The organism is Streptomyces sp. NPDC001493, assembly GCF_053597235.1.
Genome location: NZ_JBSFHV010000029.1, coordinates 72,713 through 90,155, shown reverse-complemented (window position 1 = coordinate 90,155; position 17,443 = coordinate 72,713). Strand labels below are relative to the sequence as shown.

Genomic DNA, 17,443 nt, shown 5'->3' with positions numbered 1-17,443 from the left:
CGCCCGGTTACATTCCGAACCCGGAAGCTAAGCCTTTCAGCGCCGATGGTACTGCAGGGGGGACCCTGTGGGAGAGTAGGACGCCGCCGAACAATCTTTCAAGGACCCTTGGTCCCAGCGTTCACGCTGGGACCAAGGGTCCTTTTGTTTTCCCGAAGCGCGTCGTCAGGTCGGCTGCGCGAGAATGTTTGCAGTACCCAAAGACAGGAGTCGTACCCATGTCCACCAACTCTCCCGACGATCGTCCGGATCGCGAGCCGCGTCGCCGGGACGGTGGCGACAGGGCCGGCTTCCGCGGCGGTCGTGACGACCGCTCCGCCGCCCCGCGCCGTGACAATGACCGTGGCGGTTTCCGTCGCGATGACAACCGTGGTGGTTCCGGCTCCGGCGGTGATTTCCGTCGTGACGACAGCCGTGGTGGCTCCGGCACGGGCGGTGGTTTCCGTCGTGACGACAACCGTGGTGGTTCCGGTTCCGGTGGCGGTTTCCGTCGCGACGACAACCGTGGCGGCTCGGGCACTGGTGGTGGTTTCCGTCGCGACGACAGCCGTGGTGGCTCCGGCACGGGCGGTGGTTTCCGTCGTGACGACAACCGTGGTGGTTCCGGTTCCGGTGGCGGTTTCCGTCGTGACGACAACCGTGGCGGTTCGGGCTCCGGTGGCGGTTTCCGTCGTGACGACCGTGCGCCGCGTCGTGATGACGACCGTGGTGGACGTCCGGGCGGGTTCGAGCGCCGTGACGACCGCCCCTCGGGTGGCAGTTTCCGCCGTGACGACCGTGCACCGCGCCGCGACGACGACCGCGGCAGCTTCCGCCGCGACGACCGTGGTGGTTCCGGCGGTGGTTTCCGTCGCGATGACAACCGTGGTGGTTCCGGTTCCGGCGGTGGTTTCCGTCGTGACGACAACCGTGGCGGTTCGGGCTCCGGTGGCGGTTTCCGCCGCGATGACCGTGCGCCGCGTCGTGATGACGACCGTGGTGGACGTCCGGGCGGGTTCGAGCGCCGTGACGACCGCCCCTCGGGCGGCGGTTTCCGCCGTGACGACCGTGCACCGCGCCGCGACGACGACCGCGGCGGCTTCCGCCGCGACGACCGTGGTGGTTCCGGCGGTGGTTTCCGTCGCGATGACAACCGTGGTGGCTCGGGCACTGGTGGCGGCTTCCGCCGTGACGACAACCGTGGCGGTTCGGGCTCCGGCGGCGGTTTCCGCCGTGACGACCGCGCTCCCCGCCGCGACGACGACCGCGGTGGCTTCCGCGGTCAGCGCGATGACCGCGCTCCTCGTCGCGATGACGACCGCGGTGGACGTCCGGGCGGCTTCGAGCGCCGTGACGACCGCCCGCGTGGCCCGCGCCGCGACGACGACCGTCCCTCCGGCGGTGGTTTCCGTCGCGATGACAACCGTGGTGGCTCCGGCACCGGTGGCGGTTTCCGCCGTGACGACCGTGCCCCGCGCCGCGACGACGACCGCGGTGGCTTCCGTCGCGATGACAGCCGTGGTGGTTCCGGCACGGGTGGCGGTTTCCGCCGTGACGACCGTGGCCCGCGCCGCGACGACGACCGTGGCGGCTTCCGCGGCCAGCGTGACGACCGCGGTGGTTTCCGCGGCCGTGACGACCGCGGCGGCTACCAGGGCGACCGTGACCGCGAGCCCATCAAGCGGCTGCCCATCCCCGACGACGTCACGGGCTTCGAGATCGACAAGGAGGTCCGCCAGGAGCTCCTGAGCCTGCCGAAGACCCTTGCCGAGGACGTCGCGCGCAACCTCGTCATGGTCGCCCGGCTCATCGACGAGGACCCCGAGGAGGCGTACGGGTACTCCCGCGTCGCCCTCCGGCTCGCCTCGCGCGTCGCCGCCGTCCGTGAGGCGGCCGGCTTCGCCGCGTACGCCACGCAGAAGTACGGCGAGGCGCTGGCCGAGTTCCGTGCCGCCAAGCGGATGACCGGCTCCGTGGAGCTGTGGCCCGTCATGGCGGACTGCGAGCGCGGCCTCGGCCGCCCCGAGCGCGCCATGGCGATGGCGGGCGAGCCCGAGGTCCAGAAGCTGGACAAGGCCGGCCAGGTCGAGATGCGCCTGGTGGCCGCCGGTGCCCGCCGTGACATGGGGCAGATCGATGCCGCCATCGTCACCCTCCAGAGCCCCGAGCTGGCCTCCAACGCCGTTCACCCGTGGACCCCGCGCCTGCGCTACGCGTACGCCGACGCGCTCCTGGAGGCGGGCCGTGAGGACGAGGCCCGCGAGTGGTTCGCCAAGACCGTCGAATCCGACAAGGACGGCGCGACCGACGCCTCCGACCGGCTCGCCGAGCTGGACGGAGTCGAGTTCGTGGACGCCCTGGACGGCGACGAGGAGGACGTTCCCGCCACGGCTCCGGCCGAGCACCACGCGGCCCCCGCAACCCAGGACACGGACACGGCGGCGGACACGGCGGTGGACATCGCCGACGACGACATCGCGGACGACACCGAGGGTGACGACCGCGACGACGTCGACGACGAGGACGAGGACGACACCGACGAGCTGAACGCCTGGGCCGACCGTGCCGACGCGGCCGCCGAGGCGACCCCGGCGACCGAGCAGAGCACCGAGCAGGACGCCGGGCACAGCACCGAGCAGCCCGACGCCGACGGTCCGGCCAAGGCCTGAGCGGTACGCACCGCGTAGCCGGTAGCGGCAGCAGCAGAAGGTAGAAGAAGGGCGGCACTCCTCCGGGGGTGCCGCCCTTCTTCGTATCCGTATCCGTATCCGCAGCGGGTACGGGCGCGCCGCTCAGTCGTCGTCGGCGAGTCTCCGCATCACCAGGCCCGTCGCCGGCTTGGGGCCGAAGGACGTGGACTTGCGCGGCATGGTGACGCCCTGCCGGGCGAGGCCGCGGACGACCGACTCGCGTACCGGATGCATCAGGACGGCCGTCCCGCCGGACCGTTCGGCCTGCTCGACCGCGGCCACCGGGTCGTGAAGGTAAGCGATCTCCTCAGCGGTGTCCGGGAGACGCCAGACCCGGTCGAGCAGCGTCTCGTGCAGCACCGTCGCGTCCAGGGTGCGCCAGGCCTCGGGGCGGCCGGCAGGGACCGTACGGGCGAGCAGGGCGGGGTCCGGCCGGTCCACGAGGCGGTACGTACCGTCGCCCGCCAGCAGATAGGCGTTGCCCTCCTCGGACGCGGCGGCGAGCGCGCCGAGCGCCCGGGGCAGCGGGCCCGCCACCTCCCGCACCCGGAACCGGTTCCCGAGCGCGGCCAGGGCGTCGGCGGGAGCGAGCCGGCGGAGCACCCGGTGGATCGCGCGTACCTGGAGCGGGTACCGGGCCGTATCGACCAGGAAGACCAGGCCGTAGTCCCAGGGCCCGGGGGAGCGCTGCTCCCGCTGGAGCCGCAGATAGGTGGCCCACCGGTGGTGGCCGTCCGCGATGAGGGCCTGCCGGGGCAGGAGATCGGCGGCGGCCTCGGCCTGCTCCGCCGGATCGGTGACGGCCCACAGCCGGTGCCGCAGCCCGTTCTCCGTCGTGGTGGTGAGCAGCGGGTTCCGCCGGGCCGCCCGCTCGACGACCGCCGCCGCGCCGGACTCCGTACCGTCACCCGGACAGGTGAGGAGCAGCGGTTCGAGGTGGGCTCCGGTGGCGCGCATCAGAGCGGCCCGTTCCGCCACGACGTCGTCCATCACCTCCTCGTGCGGGAGGACGATCCGGTCGGCGGCGGGGGAGAGCGCCAGGGCGCCGATCAGGCCGCGCTGGAGGATGCCGTTGCCGCGCTGCTCGTAGACGTAGAGCGCGGGTTCGGGATCGGTGGCCAGCACCCCCTCGGCGAGCCACTCGTCCAGGGTCCGGGCGGCCAGCCGGTTGCGGGCGGCCGGGGAACCGTCCTGAGGCAGGATCAGCCGCACGATGTTGTGCGGGTCCGCCGACTCCAGGTGGTGCAGGCCGTCCGGACGCACCACCACGTCGTACGGAGGGGACGTCACCGCGGCGAGGCTGCCCACCCGCTCGGGGACGTAACGCACACCACGGAACGGGTACAGGCGCAGTCCCTTCCCGGCCGGTCCCGTCCCAGCAGGTCCCTCCCCGGCGTGCCCCTTCCCGGTGTGCCCCGATGTGGTCATCCCCGCATCGTAGGTGCGGTGCGCCGATGCGGGATGATCGGGGCAGAGGCATCGAACGAGGAGCGAACACAATGAGTCAGCAGGACACGTCCCGGCCGCTCGGCAGCGGTACGCCGCTGAGCGAGGCGTACGACACGGCTCTGCTCGACCTCGACGGGGTCGTGTACGCGGGCGGCCAGGCGATCGGTCACGCCGTCGAGTCACTCACCACCGCGCGGGACGGCGGGATGCACCTCGCGTACGTCACCAACAACGCGCTGCGGACACCCGCCGCGGTGGCGGCCCACCTGACCGAGCTGGGGGTGCCCGCCGAGCCGTCGGACGTGATCACCTCCGCGCAGGCGGTCGCCCGGCTGGTCGCGGACCAGCTCCCGGCCGGCGCCCGGGTCCTCGCCATCGGCGGCGAGGGGCTCCGGGTCGCCCTGGAGGAGCGCGGACTCGTCCCGGTCGATTCGGCGGACGACGACCCGGTGGCGGTGGCGCAGGGGTACGGAGGCCCGGACTTCCCCTGGTCGCGGTTTGCCGAGGCCGCGTACGCGATCAACCGGGGGCTGCCCTGGTTCGCGTCCAACACCGACCTGACCATCCCCAGCGCCCGGGGCATCGCCCCCGGCAACGGCGCGGCGGTCCAGGTCGTCCGGATCGCCACCGGCGCCGAGCCGCAGGTCGCGGGCAAGCCGCTGCCCCCGATGCACCGGGAGACCGTGCTGCGTACCGGGGCCGAGCGCCCGCTCGTCGTCGGCGACCGCCTGGACACCGACATCGAGGGCGCGTTCAACGGCGGAGTGGACTCCCTGCTGGTGCTGACCGGCGTGACCGACGCCGCCCAGCTGGTCGCGGCGGTACCGGAACACCGTCCGACGTACATCGACCGGGACCTGCGCGGGCTGCTCACCGGACAGCCCGAGGTGACGGTGGACGACGACGGTACGGCCAGCTGCGGCGGATGGACCGCGTCGCCGCGCGGGCAGGAGCTGGTCCTCGACGGCGAGGGGGACGCCCTCGACGCGATCGACGGGCTGCGGGCGCTCTGCGGCGCCGCGTGGACCGCCGCGGGCACCGGGGCGTGCGCTCTCGACGCGGGGAAGGCCGTCGCCCGCCTGGGGCTCTGACGGCGGGCCGACGGAGGAGACGGGGCCGCGGGGGCGGTGACCCGCGGCCCCGAAAGAGGTGCGGGCCTGCCCGGCCGGCCCGCCTCAGGCGTCCTGAACGCCCGTCAGAGCAGGGATCTCAGCTTGAGCAGGTCCCGGAACCCCGCCTCCAGGCGGATCCGGCCCGCCCCCCAGGCCTTGGCGAAGTTAAGGTCGCCGTCCACCAGCGCGACCAGGTCGTCGCCGGTCATCGCCAGTCTGATCTCGGCCTTCTCGCGGGGCGGGCCCTCGACGGTGTCGAGCACCCGGATCCGGCCGTCCGTGAGCCGGCCGGTGAACGTCACGTCGAGGTCCTTGATGTGACAGCTCAGCGAGCGGTCCAGGGAGGCGGCGCTGCGCACGTCTCCGTCCGCGCCCGCGAGATTGTCGGAAAGTCTGTCCAGTGCGCTGCGGCACTCTGCCATGGTCGCCATCGTGATCGACGGTACCCCAGCCCGCCGAGGTAGCGTTCCGGCATGAGCGACTTGACGACGGGGCCCGGCACGGTGCCTGCTCAGGCACCCCCGGCGGCCCCCGGGACCGCCCCCGGCGACGGGACGGCCGCCCCCGGCGAGGAGGCGGCAGGACCCGGCACCGCCCCCTCCCACGCGCCCGCCGCGCCCGCCCCCCTCGGCGTCGTCCGCACCCCCACCGGGAACGCCGCCGTCGACGCCGCGCTGGAGCGGCTGGCCGACGCCGACCACCTTGCGGCGGACGGACACACCGAGGTGTACGAGGATGTACACCGTGGGCTGCGCTCCACGCTGACCGCGCTGGACGCAGGGCCCGCACCCGCACCCCCGTACGACAACAGGAGCTGAACGTAACCGTGGCAGGAGTGGCCCGTCGCCGCCTCGACGCAGAGCTGGTACACCGCAAGCTCGCCCGCTCGCGCGAGCACGCGAGCCAGCTGATCGCCGCGGGACGCGTCTCCGTACGCGGCCTGGTCGCGACCAAACCCGCCACCCAGGTGGAGACCAGCGCCCCCGTGGTCGTCGCGAAGGACGAGAGCGATCCGGAGTACGTCTCGCGCGGCGGGCACAAGCTCGCCGGCGCCTTCGCCGCGTTCGTCCCGCTGGGACTGGAGGTGGAGGGCCGCCGGGCGCTGGACGCCGGGGCGTCCACCGGCGGCTTCACCGACGTGCTGCTGCGCGCCGGGGCCCGGCAGGTCCTCGCCGTCGACGTCGGCTACGGACAGCTCGCCTGGTCGCTCCAGTCGGACGAGCGGGTCGTCGTCAAGGACCGCACCAACGTGCGCGAACTGACGCTCGACGACATCGACGGACTGCCGGTGGACCTGGTGGTCGGCGACCTCTCGTTCATCCCGCTGGGGCTCGTGCTGCCCGCGCTGGTGCGCTGCGCCGCCCCCGACGCCGACCTGGTCCTCATGGTCAAGCCGCAGTTCGAGGTCGGCAAGGAACGGCTCGGCAGCGGCGGCGTGGTGCGCAGCCCCGAGCTGCGCGCCGAAGCGGTACGCGAAGTCGCCCGCCGGGCGGCGGCGCTCGGGCTCGGGGTGCGCGGGGTCACGGCCAGCCCGCTGCCCGGTCCTTCGGGGAACGTCGAGTACTTTCTGTGGCTGCGGGCCGGCGCACCCGAACTGGATCCGGCAGATGTGGACCGTGCAGTGGCGGAGGGGCCTCGTTGACGACGACGACAAGTACGGCACGAACAGTCTTCCTTTTGGCGCACACCGGCCGTCCGGCCGCGATCCGCAGTGCGGAGCTCGTGGTGCAGGGACTGCTGCGCAACGGCCTCGGCGTACGGGTCCTGGAGGCCGAGGCGACCGATCTGCCGCTCCCGGCCGCGGTGGAGACGGTCGCCGAGGCGACCCCCGCCGCGGTCGACGGGTGCGAACTGCTGATCGTGCTCGGCGGTGACGGCACCCTGCTGCGCGGCGCCGAGATCTCGCGCGCCTCGGGCGTCCCCATGCTCGGGGTCAACCTCGGCCGGGTCGGGTTCCTGGCCGAGGCCGAACGCGACGACCTCGACCGGGTGGTCGCCCGCGTGGTGACCCGGGCGTACGAGGTCGAGGAGCGCATGACGCTCGACGTCGTGGTGCACAGCAACGGCGCGGTCGTGCACACCGACTGGGCGCTCAACGAGGCGGCCGTGCAGAAGGTTTCGCCCGAAAGGATGCTGGAGGTCGTCCTGGAGATCGACGGCCGGCCGGTCACCGGGTTCGGCTGCGACGGGATCGTCTGCGCGACCCCCACCGGCTCGACCGCCTACGCGTTCTCCGCCGGCGGCCCCGTCGTCTGGCCCGAGGTCGAGGCCCTGCTGATGGTGCCGATCAGCGCGCACGCCCTGTTCGCGAAGCCGCTGGTCACCTCGCCGTCGTCGGTGCTCGCGGTGGAGGTCCAGCCGCACACCCCGCACGGAGTCCTCTGGTGCGACGGCCGCCGGAACGTCGAGCTGCCCGCCGGTGCCCGCGTCGAGGTGCGGCGCGGAGCCGTACCCGTACGGCTGGCGCGACTGCACCACGCGTCGTTCACCGACCGGCTGGTCGCGAAGTTCGCGCTGCCGGTCTCGGGGTGGCGCGGCCTGCCGCAGTGACGGGGCCGCGCACGGCCCGGCCCCGGCCCCGGACACCTGTCCCGGGCGGCGGTGACGGGGCCGTGCGCAGACGCCCGCGGGCGCGTCGTGGGCGGGGGCCGTCGCACGGGGGCGGTGAAACCTCGTATGGTCGTGTCCGTGTTGGAGGAGATGCGGATACGGTCGCTCGGAGTCATCGACGATGCCGTGGTCGAGCTGTCGCCCGGATTCACCGCGGTCACGGGTGAGACCGGAGCGGGCAAGACCATGGTCGTCACGAGCCTCGGGCTGCTGCTCGGCGGACGTGCCGATCCCGCCCTGGTGCGGATCGGTGCGAAGGCCGCGGTGGTCGAGGGACGGATCACGGTCAAGGACGGTGACACGGTCGCCCTGCGGGCCGAGGAGGCCGGTGCGGAGATCGAGGACGGCGCGCTGCTGATCAGCCGTACCGTCTCGGCGGAGGGCCGCTCACGGGCCCACCTCGGGGGCAGATCCGTACCCGTCGGGGTGCTCGCCGAACTCGCCGACGAACTGGTCGCCGTGCACGGCCAGACCGACCAGCAGGGGCTGCTCAAGCCCGCCCGGCAGCGGCAGGCCCTGGACCGGTACGCGGGCGACGGCGTCGCCGTGCCGCACGCGAAGTACGCGGCCGCCTACCGGCGGCTGCGCGCCGTCGTCGTCGAGCTGGACGAGATCACCACCCGGGCCCGGGAGCGGGCCCAGGAGGCTGATCTGCTGCGCTTCGGCCTCGACGAGATCGCGGCCGTCGAACCCCTGCCGGGGGAGGACGCCGAACTCGCCGCCGAGGCCGAGCGCCTCGGGCACGCCGAGGCCCTCTCCTCCGCCGCCGCCCTCGCGCACACCGCGCTGGCCGGTAACCCGGAGGACCAGGAGGTCGTGGACGCCACGACCGTCGTCGCCGCGGCCGGCCGGTCACTGGACGCCGTACGCTCCCACGACCCCGCCCTCGCCGCCCTCGCGGACCGCATCGGGGAGATCTCCATCCTGCTCGCCGACGTCTCCGGAGACCTCGCCGGATACGCCGACCAGCTCGACGCGGACCCGCTGCGCCTCGCCTCGGTGGAGGAGCGCCGGGCCGCGCTCACCGCGCTGACCCGTAAGTACGGCGAGGACGTCGGCGCCGTGCTCGCCTGGGCCGAGGCGGGCGCCGCGCGCCTCACCGAGCTGGAGGGCGACGACGACCGGATCGGCGAACTCACCGACGAGCGCGACGCCCTGCGCGAAGAGCTCTCCGAGCTGGCCCAGGCCCTCACCGACGCCCGCACCGAGGCGGCGGCCCGCTTCGCCGCCGACGTCACGGAGGAGCTGGCCTCCCTCGCGATGCCGCACGCCCGCGTCTCCTTCGCCCTCCGGCAGACCGAGGCGCCCGACGAGGCCTCCGGCATCGACGTGGGCGGCCGCAGCGTCGTCTACGGTCCGTCCGGCGCCGATGAGGTCGAGCTGCTGCTCGCCCCGCACCCCGGGGCCCAGCCCCGGCCGATCGCCCGCGGCGCCTCGGGCGGTGAGCTCTCCCGGGTGATGCTCGCCGTGGAGGTCGTCTTCGCGGGCTCCGACCCCGTGCCCACGTACCTCTTCGACGAGGTCGACGCGGGTGTCGGCGGCAAGGCGGCGGTGGAGGTCGGCCGCCGTCTCGCCAAGCTCGCCAGGACCGCCCAGGTCGTCGTCGTGACCCACCTCCCGCAGGTGGCCGCGTTCGCCGACCGCCAGCTGCTGGTCGAGAAGACCGTGGACGGCTCGGTGACCAGCAGCGGGGTCACCGTCCTGGAGGGCGAGGACCGGGTACGCGAACTCTCCCGGATGCTCGCGGGCCAGGAGGACTCCCAGACGGCCCGCGCCCACGCGGAGGAGCTGCTGGCCACCGCACGGGCGGACAGCGCCTGAGGGCTGCGCGGCGGGGGTCCTCGCGGCCCCCGCACCCGCTCCGGGGTGCGTGAGGGGGGCGCGAGGGGTGCGCTCGGGAGCGGCGGCCGGGCCTCCGGGGCGACGATTTCGCGCCAGGGACATCACTCGTGCGAGTGGTACGGAACGGCCGGTTGTCGCCCGACCGGGATGCAGCAACGTTCCGGCGGTCGGCAACGCCCGTACGGACTGGCATCCTTGGGGCTGTGCCCGCCGTGGCACGCACCCCTCAACGACGCGGGAAGTCCGGGAGCCAATCGACGTGTCACAGCTGCGAACGGTGCAGGTCCTGGGCGGCGGAGGTGCCGGCAGCGGCGCCCACGTCGGATCGCTCGCCGCCGGGCTGATCGCGCGGGGGGTGCAGGTCACCGTCTGCGCGCCCGCCGCCGTGGACCTGGTCCACGACTTCTCCACGACCGGCGCCCGCTTCGCCGCGGTGCCCCGGCGCGGCGACCCCGTCTCCATGGCCGCGCTGCGCTCCGCCTGCCTCGGCGCGGACGTGGTGCACGCGCACGGCCCGCACGCGGCCGTCCGCGCCGCCGCCGCGCTCGGCGGCCTGCGCACCCCGTTGGTCGTGACCTGGCACGGCCGGGGCCACGCCGAAGGCGCCCGCAGGCACGTACGGCACCTGCTGGAGGTCCGGGCGGCCCGGGCGGCCGCCGTCCTGCTCGGCACCTCGTCCGACCTGGTGGACCGGGCCCGCCGCAGGGGCGCCCGGGACGCCCGGCTGGCACCGGTCGCCGCACCCGTACCCCGTACCGCCGCCGACCCGGCGCACCTCGCCAAGATCCGCGCCGAACTCGGCGCGGTGGGCAGTCCGTTGCTGCTCTCGGTCGGGTCGCTGATGCCGCGTCACGGGTACGGGGTCCTGCTCGACGCCGTACGGCTCCTGGGCGCCCTCGACCCGGTGCCCCAGGTGGTCGTCGTCGGTGAGGGCCGCGAGCGGGCCTCACTGCAACGCCGCATCAAGGGCGAGCGGTTGCCCGTCCGGCTGATCGGCGCCCGGGACGACATCCCCGAACTCGTCGCCGCGGCCGATCTCGTGGTGATCCCCAGCCGCTGGGAGGCCCGGTCCCGCCTCGCGCAGGACGCGCTGCGGGCCGGTACCCCGCTGGTGGCCACCGCCGTCGGCGGTATCCCCGAACTCGTGGGCGACGCCGCCGAACTCGTCCCGTACGGCGACCCCGAGGTGCTCGCCCGGGCGATCGGCGGACTGCTCGTCGATCCGGACCGGCGCGCCCTGCTGGCCGCCGAGGGTCGGGCGCAGGCGGCGGGCTGGCCCACCGAGGAGGACACCATCACCCATGTGCTCACCGTCTACGACGAGTTGGCGCAACCACTCAACCGCTCCCGCTGACGGGCCGGCACTGCTGACGCGCAGATCCCGCCGGCCTTCCGGTCCCGCTGACGCGCCCGTCTCTCAGGCCGCGGCGGGCTCGATGTTGTGGTTGAGCCGGAACACGTTGTCGGGGTCGTAACGGCGCTTCACCCCGGCGAGCCGGGCGTAGTTCTCCTCGCCGTACGCGGCGACGACGCGCTCGTGCCCCTCCTGGCCGATGAAGTTGAGGTAGACCGCGTCGTCCGCCCAGGGCCGGACCCCGGCGCGCGCCTCGTGGACCCACTGCCGGGCGTGCGCGTCGTCGGCCGGGTCGTCCCAGATGCCGAAGGGGTGCACGACCCAGGGGGAGGAGCGCCACCGTACGGGCAGGTCGGCCGGGCCGCGCGCCACCGCCCCGCCCAGCGGGAAGAGGATGTGCTGCGACCCGGACGGTACGGGCATGGCGCCCGCAGTGGCGCAGAAGGCGGCCACCGCCTCGTCGGGGAAGGAGCCCAGGTACTCGGCCGACCAGTAGTTCCGCTGGCCCGGCGGATCGTCCAGCATGCACTGGAGGTCCGCGTACGGGATCCCGGCGACGACCTCCGCCTCGTGGGGGAGGGCCAGCAGCGGTGCGGCGACCTCCCGCACTCCGTCCTCCGTGCCCGCCCAGGTGAGCAGGACCCCGCAGACCGGCTTGCCGACGAGCTGCGGAGGCACGAACTCCTCGGGCGGACCGGTCAGATAGAGGCAGCCGCCGCCGGCCTCCTCGGGCGCCGACGCCATCAGGTCGCGGAAGGCGGTGACGGCCTCCGGGCCGTCCTCGGGGCGGAAGATGATCAGCGCCATGCTCATGGCGGGCAGCTCGTGCAGACGGAGCGTCAGCGAGGTGGCGACGCCGAAGTTCCCGCCCCCGCCGCGCAGCGCCCAGAACAGGTCGGGGTTCTCCCGCTCGCTCGCCCGGACCAGCGAGCCGTCGGCCGTGACCACCTCGGCGGCGAGCAGATTGTCGCAGGCCAGCCCGAACTTCCGCTCCAGCCAGCCCGATCCGCCGCCCAGCGTGAATCCGCCGACCCCGGTGGTCGAGGCCCGCCCACCCGTGGTGGCCAGCGCGAACGGCTGGGTGGCGCGGTCCAGATGGCTCATGGTGGCACCGCCGCCGACCCGGGCGGTGCCCGCTTCGCGGTCGACGGTCACCTCGTGCATGCGGCGCAGATCGACGACGAGCCCGCCCTCGCTCGACGCCATGCCCGCCACGCTGTGGCCACCGCCGCGTACGGCGATCTCCAGCTCCTCCGCGCGGGCGCAGCGCAGCGCCGAGGCGACGTCCTCGGTGGACGCGCACTGGGCGATCAGGGCGGGACGGCGGTCGATCATGCCGTTGAAGACGGCGCGTGCCTCGTCGTACCCCTCGTCCTCGGGGGTGTGGATCGCGCCGGAGAATCCCTCCCGCAGTGCGGCGAGGGAGCTGTCGAACAGGGTGCGGGGCGTCATGGTGCCCCCTTCCGAGGGGCTGAAACGTACCTTTCCAGCGTAGTACCGGGGGGACGGGAGAGCCCGGTGGGACAGCCGGTGACCCGGTCCCCGACGCCGAACGCCCCGGCCACCGCGGAAGGGCGGCCGGGGCGTTCGTGCGGAGACGGCGGGTCAGCCCGCGTACGCCCCGCTGGCGGTCAGCCGCAGCGCGGTGTCGATGAGCGGGACGTGGCTGAACGCCTGCGGGAAGTTGCCCACCTGGCGCTGGAGCCGGGAGTCCCACTCCTCGGCGAGCAGCCCCAGGTCGTTGCGGAGCGAGAGCAGCTTCTCGAAGAGCTGGCGGGCCTCGTCGACCCGGCCGATCATCGCCAGGTCGTCCGCCAGCCAGAAGGAGCAGGCGAGGAACGCGCCCTCGTCGCCCTCCAGGCCGTCCACGCCCGCGTCGTCGCCGGAGGTCGGGTAGCGCAGCACGAACCCGTCCTCGGTCGACAGCTCGCGCTGGATCGCCTCGATCGTGCCGATGACCCGCTTGTCGTCCGGCGGGAGGAAGCCCATCTGCGGGATCAGCAGCAGCGAGGCGTCCAGTTCCTTCGAGCCGTAGGACTGGGTGAAGGTGTTGCGCTCGGGGTCGTAGCCCCGGTCGCAGACGTCGCGGTGGATGTCGTCGCGCAGCTCGCGCCACCGCTCCAGCGGCCCTTCCACGTCGCCGGACTCGATCAGCTTGATCGTCCGGTCGACCGCGACCCAGGCCATCACCTTGGAGTGCACGAAGTGCCGGCGGGGGCCGCGCACCTCCCAGATGCCCTCGTCCGGTTCGTACCAGTGCTGCTCCAGGTAGCTGATCAGCTTGAGCTGGAGGCCCATGGCGTAGTCGTTGCGGGTCAGGCCCGTCATGTGCGCCAGGTGCAGCGCCTCGGTGACCTCGCCGTACACGTCGAGCTGGAGCTGGTCCGCCGCGCCGTTGCCGACGCGGACCGGGCCGGAGTTCTCGTAACCGGGCAGCCAGTCCAGCTCCGCCTCGCCGAGCTCGCGCTCGCCGGCGATGCCGTACATGATCTGCAGGTTCTCCGGGTCGCCCGCGACGGCCCGCAGCAGCCACTCGCGCCAGGCGCGGGCCTCCTCGCGGTAGCCGGTGCGCAGCAGGGAGGAGAGGGTGATCGCGGCGTCGCGGAGCCAGGTGTAGCGGTAGTCCCAGTTGCGTACGCCCCCGATCTCCTCGGGCAGCGAGGTGGTGGGCGCGGCGACGATGCCACCGGTCGGCGCGTAGGTCAGCGCCTTCAGGGTGATGAGCGAGCGGGTCACGGCCTCCCGGTAGGGGCCGTGGTACGTACACTGCGCGACCCACTCCTCCCAGAACCGCTCGGTCGCCTCCAGCGAGCCCTCCGGCTCCGGCAGGGCGGGCGGCTGGTGGTGCGAGGGCTGCCAGCTGATCGTGAACGCGACGCGGTCGCCGGGGGAGACCGTGAAGTCGGAGTAGGTCGTCAGGTCCTTGCCGTACGTCTCGGCCTGCGTGTCCAGCCAGACGGAGTCCGGTCCGGCCACGGCGACCGTGCGGCTGTCGACCTTGTGCACCCAGGGGGTGATCCGGCCGTAGCTGAACCGCATCCGCAGCGACGAGCGCATCGTCACCCGGCCGCTGACGCCTTCCACGATGCGGATGAGCTGGGGGGCGCCGTCACGGGGCGGCATGAAGTCGATCACGCGTACGGTGCCGCGCGGCGTGTCCCACTCCGACTCCAGGATGAGGGAGTCGCCGCGATAGCGCCGCCGGTCGGCGGCGGGCGGCTCGGCGGCGGCCTGCGCGCCGTCGGAGCCCTCGGACGAGGGCTCCAGCGGCCCCAGCCGCCAGAAGCCGTGCTCCTCGGTACCCAGAAGGCCCGCGAAGATGGCGTGGGAATCGAAGCGTGGCAGGCAGAGCCAGTCGACCGTGCCGTCCCGGCAGACCAGCGCCGCTGTCTGCATGTCTCCGATGAGTGCGTAATCCTCGATGCGCCCGGCCACGTGCGTCTCCAGTCGAACGGCCATGTGTCGCCCCGCTGTGGGGGCGCTTGCTGCGGAATAAAGAGATGTTCAGGAGGGGTCGATAGAGCCCTTTGGACCGGTGGGAGCGGGCGGGGGGTGATGCCGCGGGCCGACCGTCCCGCTCGTCAGCGAGTGTCCGAGCAGGATACGACGCACCGATGTGATCCGCGCGACGGTTCGTGGATCTTGTCGGAGCCGAACGGGTGGGGCGTGGGAGGGGTGAGGACGTTTCGTGACGCTCGTGCGGAGCGTGTGGCCGGAAGCAGGGTCCCCAGGTCGCTGTTAGGCTGGTAGCCCGTGGACCGGTGGTCGTACGCGAGAGCGGACGAGGCCCCCGAACCGCAGCGACGGCACCCCCGGAATCTCCGGTTCGGCAGCCGGTACGTACCCCAGATTCGCTACCACGGGAGCCCCCTCTTGGCTATGCAGCCCACATCCACGACGACCAAGCACATCTTCGTCACCGGGGGTGTCGCCTCTTCCCTCGGCAAGGGTCTGACTGCCTCCAGCCTGGGTGCGCTGCTCAAGGCGCGTGGTCTCCGGGTCACGATGCAGAAGCTCGACCCGTACCTCAACGTCGACCCCGGCACGATGAACCCGTTCCAGCACGGTGAGGTGTTCGTCACCAACGACGGCGCCGAGACCGACCTGGACATCGGCCACTACGAGCGCTTCCTCGACGTCGACCTCGACGGCTCCGCCAACGTCACGACCGGGCAGGTCTACTCCCAGGTCATCGCCAAGGAGCGGCGCGGCGAGTACCTCGGCGACACCGTCCAGGTCATCCCGCACATCACCAACGAGATCAAGTCCCGCATCCGCCGCATGGCGACCGGCGACGTCGACGTGGTCATCACCGAGGTCGGCGGCACCGTCGGCGACATCGAGTCGCTGCCGTTCCTGGAGACCGTCCGCCAGGTGCGCCACGAGGTCGGCCGGGACAACGTCTTCGTCGTGCACATCTCGCTGCTGCCCTACATCGGCCCCTCCGGCGAGCTGAAGACCAAGCCGACCCAGCACTCCGTGGCCGCGCTCCGCAACATCGGCATCCAGCCGGACGCCATCGTGCTCCGCGCCGACCGCGACGTCCCCACCGCCATCAAGCGCAAGATCTCGCTGATGTGCGACGTGGACGAGAGCGCCGTCGTCGCCTGCGTCGACGCCAAGTCGATCTACGACATCCCGAAGGTGCTGCACACCGAGGGCCTGGACGCCTACGTCGTGCGCAAGCTCGACCTGCCCTTCCGCGACGTGGACTGGTCCACCTGGGACGACCTGCTGGACCGCGTCCACAACCCCGACCACGAGGTCACCGTCGCCCTGGTCGGCAAGTACATCGACCTCCCCGACGCCTACCTCTCGGTCACCGAGGCCATCCGGGCCGGCGGCTTCGCGAACAAGGCCCGCGTCAAGGTCGAGTGGGTCACCTCCGACGACTGCAAGACCCCGGCCGGCGCCGCCCGCCACCTCGCGGGCGTGGACGCCATCTGCATCCCCGGCGGCTTCGGCGAGCGCGGTGTCGACGGCAAGGTGGGCGCCATCCAGTACGCCCGCGAGAACAAGGTGCCGCTGCTCGGCCTCTGCCTCGGCCTCCAGTGCATCGTGATCGAGGCGGCCCGCAACATCGCCGGCATCCCGGACGCCAACTCCACCGAGTTCGACGCCGCGACCTCGCACCCCGTCATCTCCACCATGGAGGAGCAGCTCGCGTACGTCGAGGGCGCGGGCGACCTGGGCGGCACCATGCGCCTGGGCCTCTACCCGGCGAAGCTCGCCGAGGGCTCCCTCGTCCGCGAGGCGTACGCCGGCGAGCCGTACGTCGAGGAGCGCCACCGTCACCGCTACGAGGTGAACAACGCCTACCGCTCCGAGCTGGAGAAGAAGGCCGGACTGGTCTTCTCCGGCACCTCCCCGGACAACAAGCTCGTCGAGTACGTCGAGTACCCGCGCGAGGTGCACCCCTACCTCGTCGCCACCCAGGCCCACCCGGAGCTGCGCTCCCGCCCGACCCGCCCGCACCCGCTCTTCGCGGGTCTGGTGAAGGCCGCCGTCGCCCGCCAGGCGGAGGCCGCCGCGTCCGGCAAGTAGTCCCGAGGCATTACCGTTGACCGGGGTACGCGTCCGCCGAGGACGGGTGCCCCGGTTTTTCGTTCGTGAAGCGGGAGGACGCAGATGGGCATCCAGGACAGGGCCGAGGAATGGCGGGTCACCGCGACGGTGACGCCCTTCACCGGCAACAAGACCAGCGTCCGTACCGACGACGTCGTGATGCCCGACGGCACGGTCGTCGGCCGTGACTACCAGGTCCACCCCGGCTCGGTCGCGATCCTGGCGATCGACGAGGAGGACCACGTCCTGGTGCTGAGTCAGTACCGCCACCCGGTACGCCAGAAGCTCTGGGAGATCCCGGCCGGACTGCTCGACGTCCCCGGCGAGAACCCGCTGGCCGCCGCCCAGCGCGAGCTGTACGAGGAGGCGCACGTCAAGGCGGAGGACTGGCGGGTCCTGACCGACGTCTACACCAGCCCCGGGGGTTCGGACGAGGCGGTCCGCATCTTCCTCGCCCGCGACCTCTCCGAGGCGGTCGGCGAGCGCTTCGCGGTCTCCGAGGAGGAGGCCGACATGGAGCAGGCGCGGATCCCGCTGGCGGACCTGGTACGGGGCGTCCTCGCGGGCGAACTGCACAACAGCTGCCTGGTCATGGGCGTCCTGGCACTGACCGCCGCCCGCGCGGGGGACGGCGAGGGCTCACTCCGCCCGGCGGAGTCCCCCTGGCCGGCCCGGCCGTTCGAGGCGTAAGGGCTGTCCCCCGGGCAACGGCTTTCGCTCACCCGATATCCATCGGACGATCGTAAGAATCGCTGATCCGATCGGGCGATGTCTCCGCCCCGCTCCGCCCTGATCGGCGGCACCGCTGAACTAGGCTCGAAAGGCCCGCCGGAACTCCGGCG

12 protein-coding genes, 1 rRNA gene and 2 pseudogenes are annotated in these 17,443 nt (G+C 73.0%); 11 read left to right on the top strand and 4 right to left on the bottom strand.

The features are described from left to right. From rrf to ACWCWD_RS31420, 3 genes and pseudogenes are all read left to right on the top strand, one after another. Positions 1–92, top strand: a 5S ribosomal RNA gene (rrf, locus tag ACWCWD_RS31430); the annotation flags it as partial. Between the two features lie 531 nt (positions 93–623). Beyond that, positions 624–1,232 (top strand): annotated as a pseudogene (locus ACWCWD_RS31425) (DEAD/DEAH box helicase); the annotation flags it as partial. Positions 1,233–1,664: 432 nt separating this feature from the next. Further along, positions 1,665–2,379 (top strand): annotated as a pseudogene (locus ACWCWD_RS31420) (tetratricopeptide repeat protein); the annotation flags it as partial. A 392-nt stretch (positions 2,380–2,771) separates the two neighbouring features. Here ACWCWD_RS31420 and ACWCWD_RS31415 read toward each other — a convergent pair. Further along, entirely contained in the window at positions 2,772–4,097 is a 1,326-nt protein-coding gene (locus ACWCWD_RS31415) for a DUF1015 family protein (protein WP_450778079.1), read from the bottom strand. Between the two features lie 71 nt (positions 4,098–4,168). Between ACWCWD_RS31415 and ACWCWD_RS31410 the strand changes: the two genes are divergently transcribed. Next, entirely contained in the window at positions 4,169–5,209 is a 1,041-nt protein-coding gene (locus tag ACWCWD_RS31410) for an HAD-IIA family hydrolase (RefSeq protein ID WP_450778077.1), read from the top strand. Between the two features lie 104 nt (positions 5,210–5,313). Here the strand turns inward: ACWCWD_RS31410 and ACWCWD_RS31405 are convergent, their stop codons facing one another. Next, positions 5,314–5,661: an SCP2 sterol-binding domain-containing protein gene (locus tag ACWCWD_RS31405; protein ID WP_450778075.1), complete on the bottom strand. Its 348-nt coding sequence runs from the start codon at positions 5,659–5,661 to the stop codon at positions 5,314–5,316. 42 nt (positions 5,662–5,703) lie between these two features. On the opposite strand from ACWCWD_RS31405, the gene ACWCWD_RS31400 reads away from it, so the two are divergent. The 5 genes from ACWCWD_RS31400 (at position 5,704) to ACWCWD_RS31380 (ending at position 11,036) form a co-directional block, all read left to right on the top strand. Then, positions 5,704–6,048 (top strand): hypothetical protein, encoded by a 345-nt coding sequence (locus tag ACWCWD_RS31400; protein ID WP_450778073.1) that lies wholly within the window; start codon positions 5,704–5,706, stop codon positions 6,046–6,048. 8 nt (positions 6,049–6,056) lie between these two features. Further along, on the top strand, positions 6,057–6,872 hold the full coding sequence (locus ACWCWD_RS31395; protein WP_386892859.1) for a TlyA family RNA methyltransferase: 816 nt from the start codon (positions 6,057–6,059) through the stop codon (positions 6,870–6,872). Further along, positions 6,869–7,780, top strand: a complete 912-nt coding sequence (locus ACWCWD_RS31390; protein ID WP_450778071.1) for an NAD kinase — start codon at positions 6,869–6,871, stop codon at positions 7,778–7,780. The genes ACWCWD_RS31395 and ACWCWD_RS31390 overlap by 4 nt, the downstream gene beginning before the upstream one ends. 126 nt (positions 7,781–7,906) lie before the next feature. After that, positions 7,907–9,661, top strand: a complete 1,755-nt coding sequence (gene recN, locus ACWCWD_RS31385) for a DNA repair protein RecN (RefSeq protein ID WP_450778069.1) — start codon at positions 7,907–7,909, stop codon at positions 9,659–9,661. Positions 9,662–9,941: 280 nt separating this feature from the next. Further along, complete coding sequence (locus ACWCWD_RS31380) at positions 9,942–11,036, top strand: glycosyltransferase family 4 protein (RefSeq protein ID WP_450778068.1); 1,095 nt, start codon at positions 9,942–9,944, stop codon at positions 11,034–11,036. A 63-nt stretch (positions 11,037–11,099) separates the two neighbouring features. On the opposite strand, the gene ACWCWD_RS31375 is transcribed toward ACWCWD_RS31380, so the two are convergent. Together ACWCWD_RS31375 and ACWCWD_RS31370 are read right to left on the bottom strand one after the other, a co-directional pair. Next, entirely contained in the window at positions 11,100–12,488 is a 1,389-nt protein-coding gene (locus tag ACWCWD_RS31375; protein WP_450778066.1) for an FAD-binding oxidoreductase, read from the bottom strand. A gap of 153 nt (positions 12,489–12,641) precedes the next feature. Next, positions 12,642–14,471, bottom strand: a complete 1,830-nt coding sequence (locus ACWCWD_RS31370) for a glycoside hydrolase family 15 protein (RefSeq protein ID WP_450778091.1) — start codon at positions 14,469–14,471, stop codon at positions 12,642–12,644. A gap of 444 nt (positions 14,472–14,915) precedes the next feature. On the opposite strand from ACWCWD_RS31370, the gene ACWCWD_RS31365 reads away from it, so the two are divergent. Further along, positions 14,916–16,580 (top strand): CTP synthase, encoded by a 1,665-nt coding sequence (locus ACWCWD_RS31365; protein ID WP_450778064.1) that lies wholly within the window; start codon positions 14,916–14,918, stop codon positions 16,578–16,580. An 84-nt stretch (positions 16,581–16,664) separates the two neighbouring features. Continuing rightward, positions 16,665–17,291: an NUDIX domain-containing protein gene (locus ACWCWD_RS31360; protein ID WP_450778062.1), complete on the top strand. Its 627-nt coding sequence runs from the start codon at positions 16,665–16,667 to the stop codon at positions 17,289–17,291. Positions 17,292–17,443: the final 152 nt, after the last annotated feature.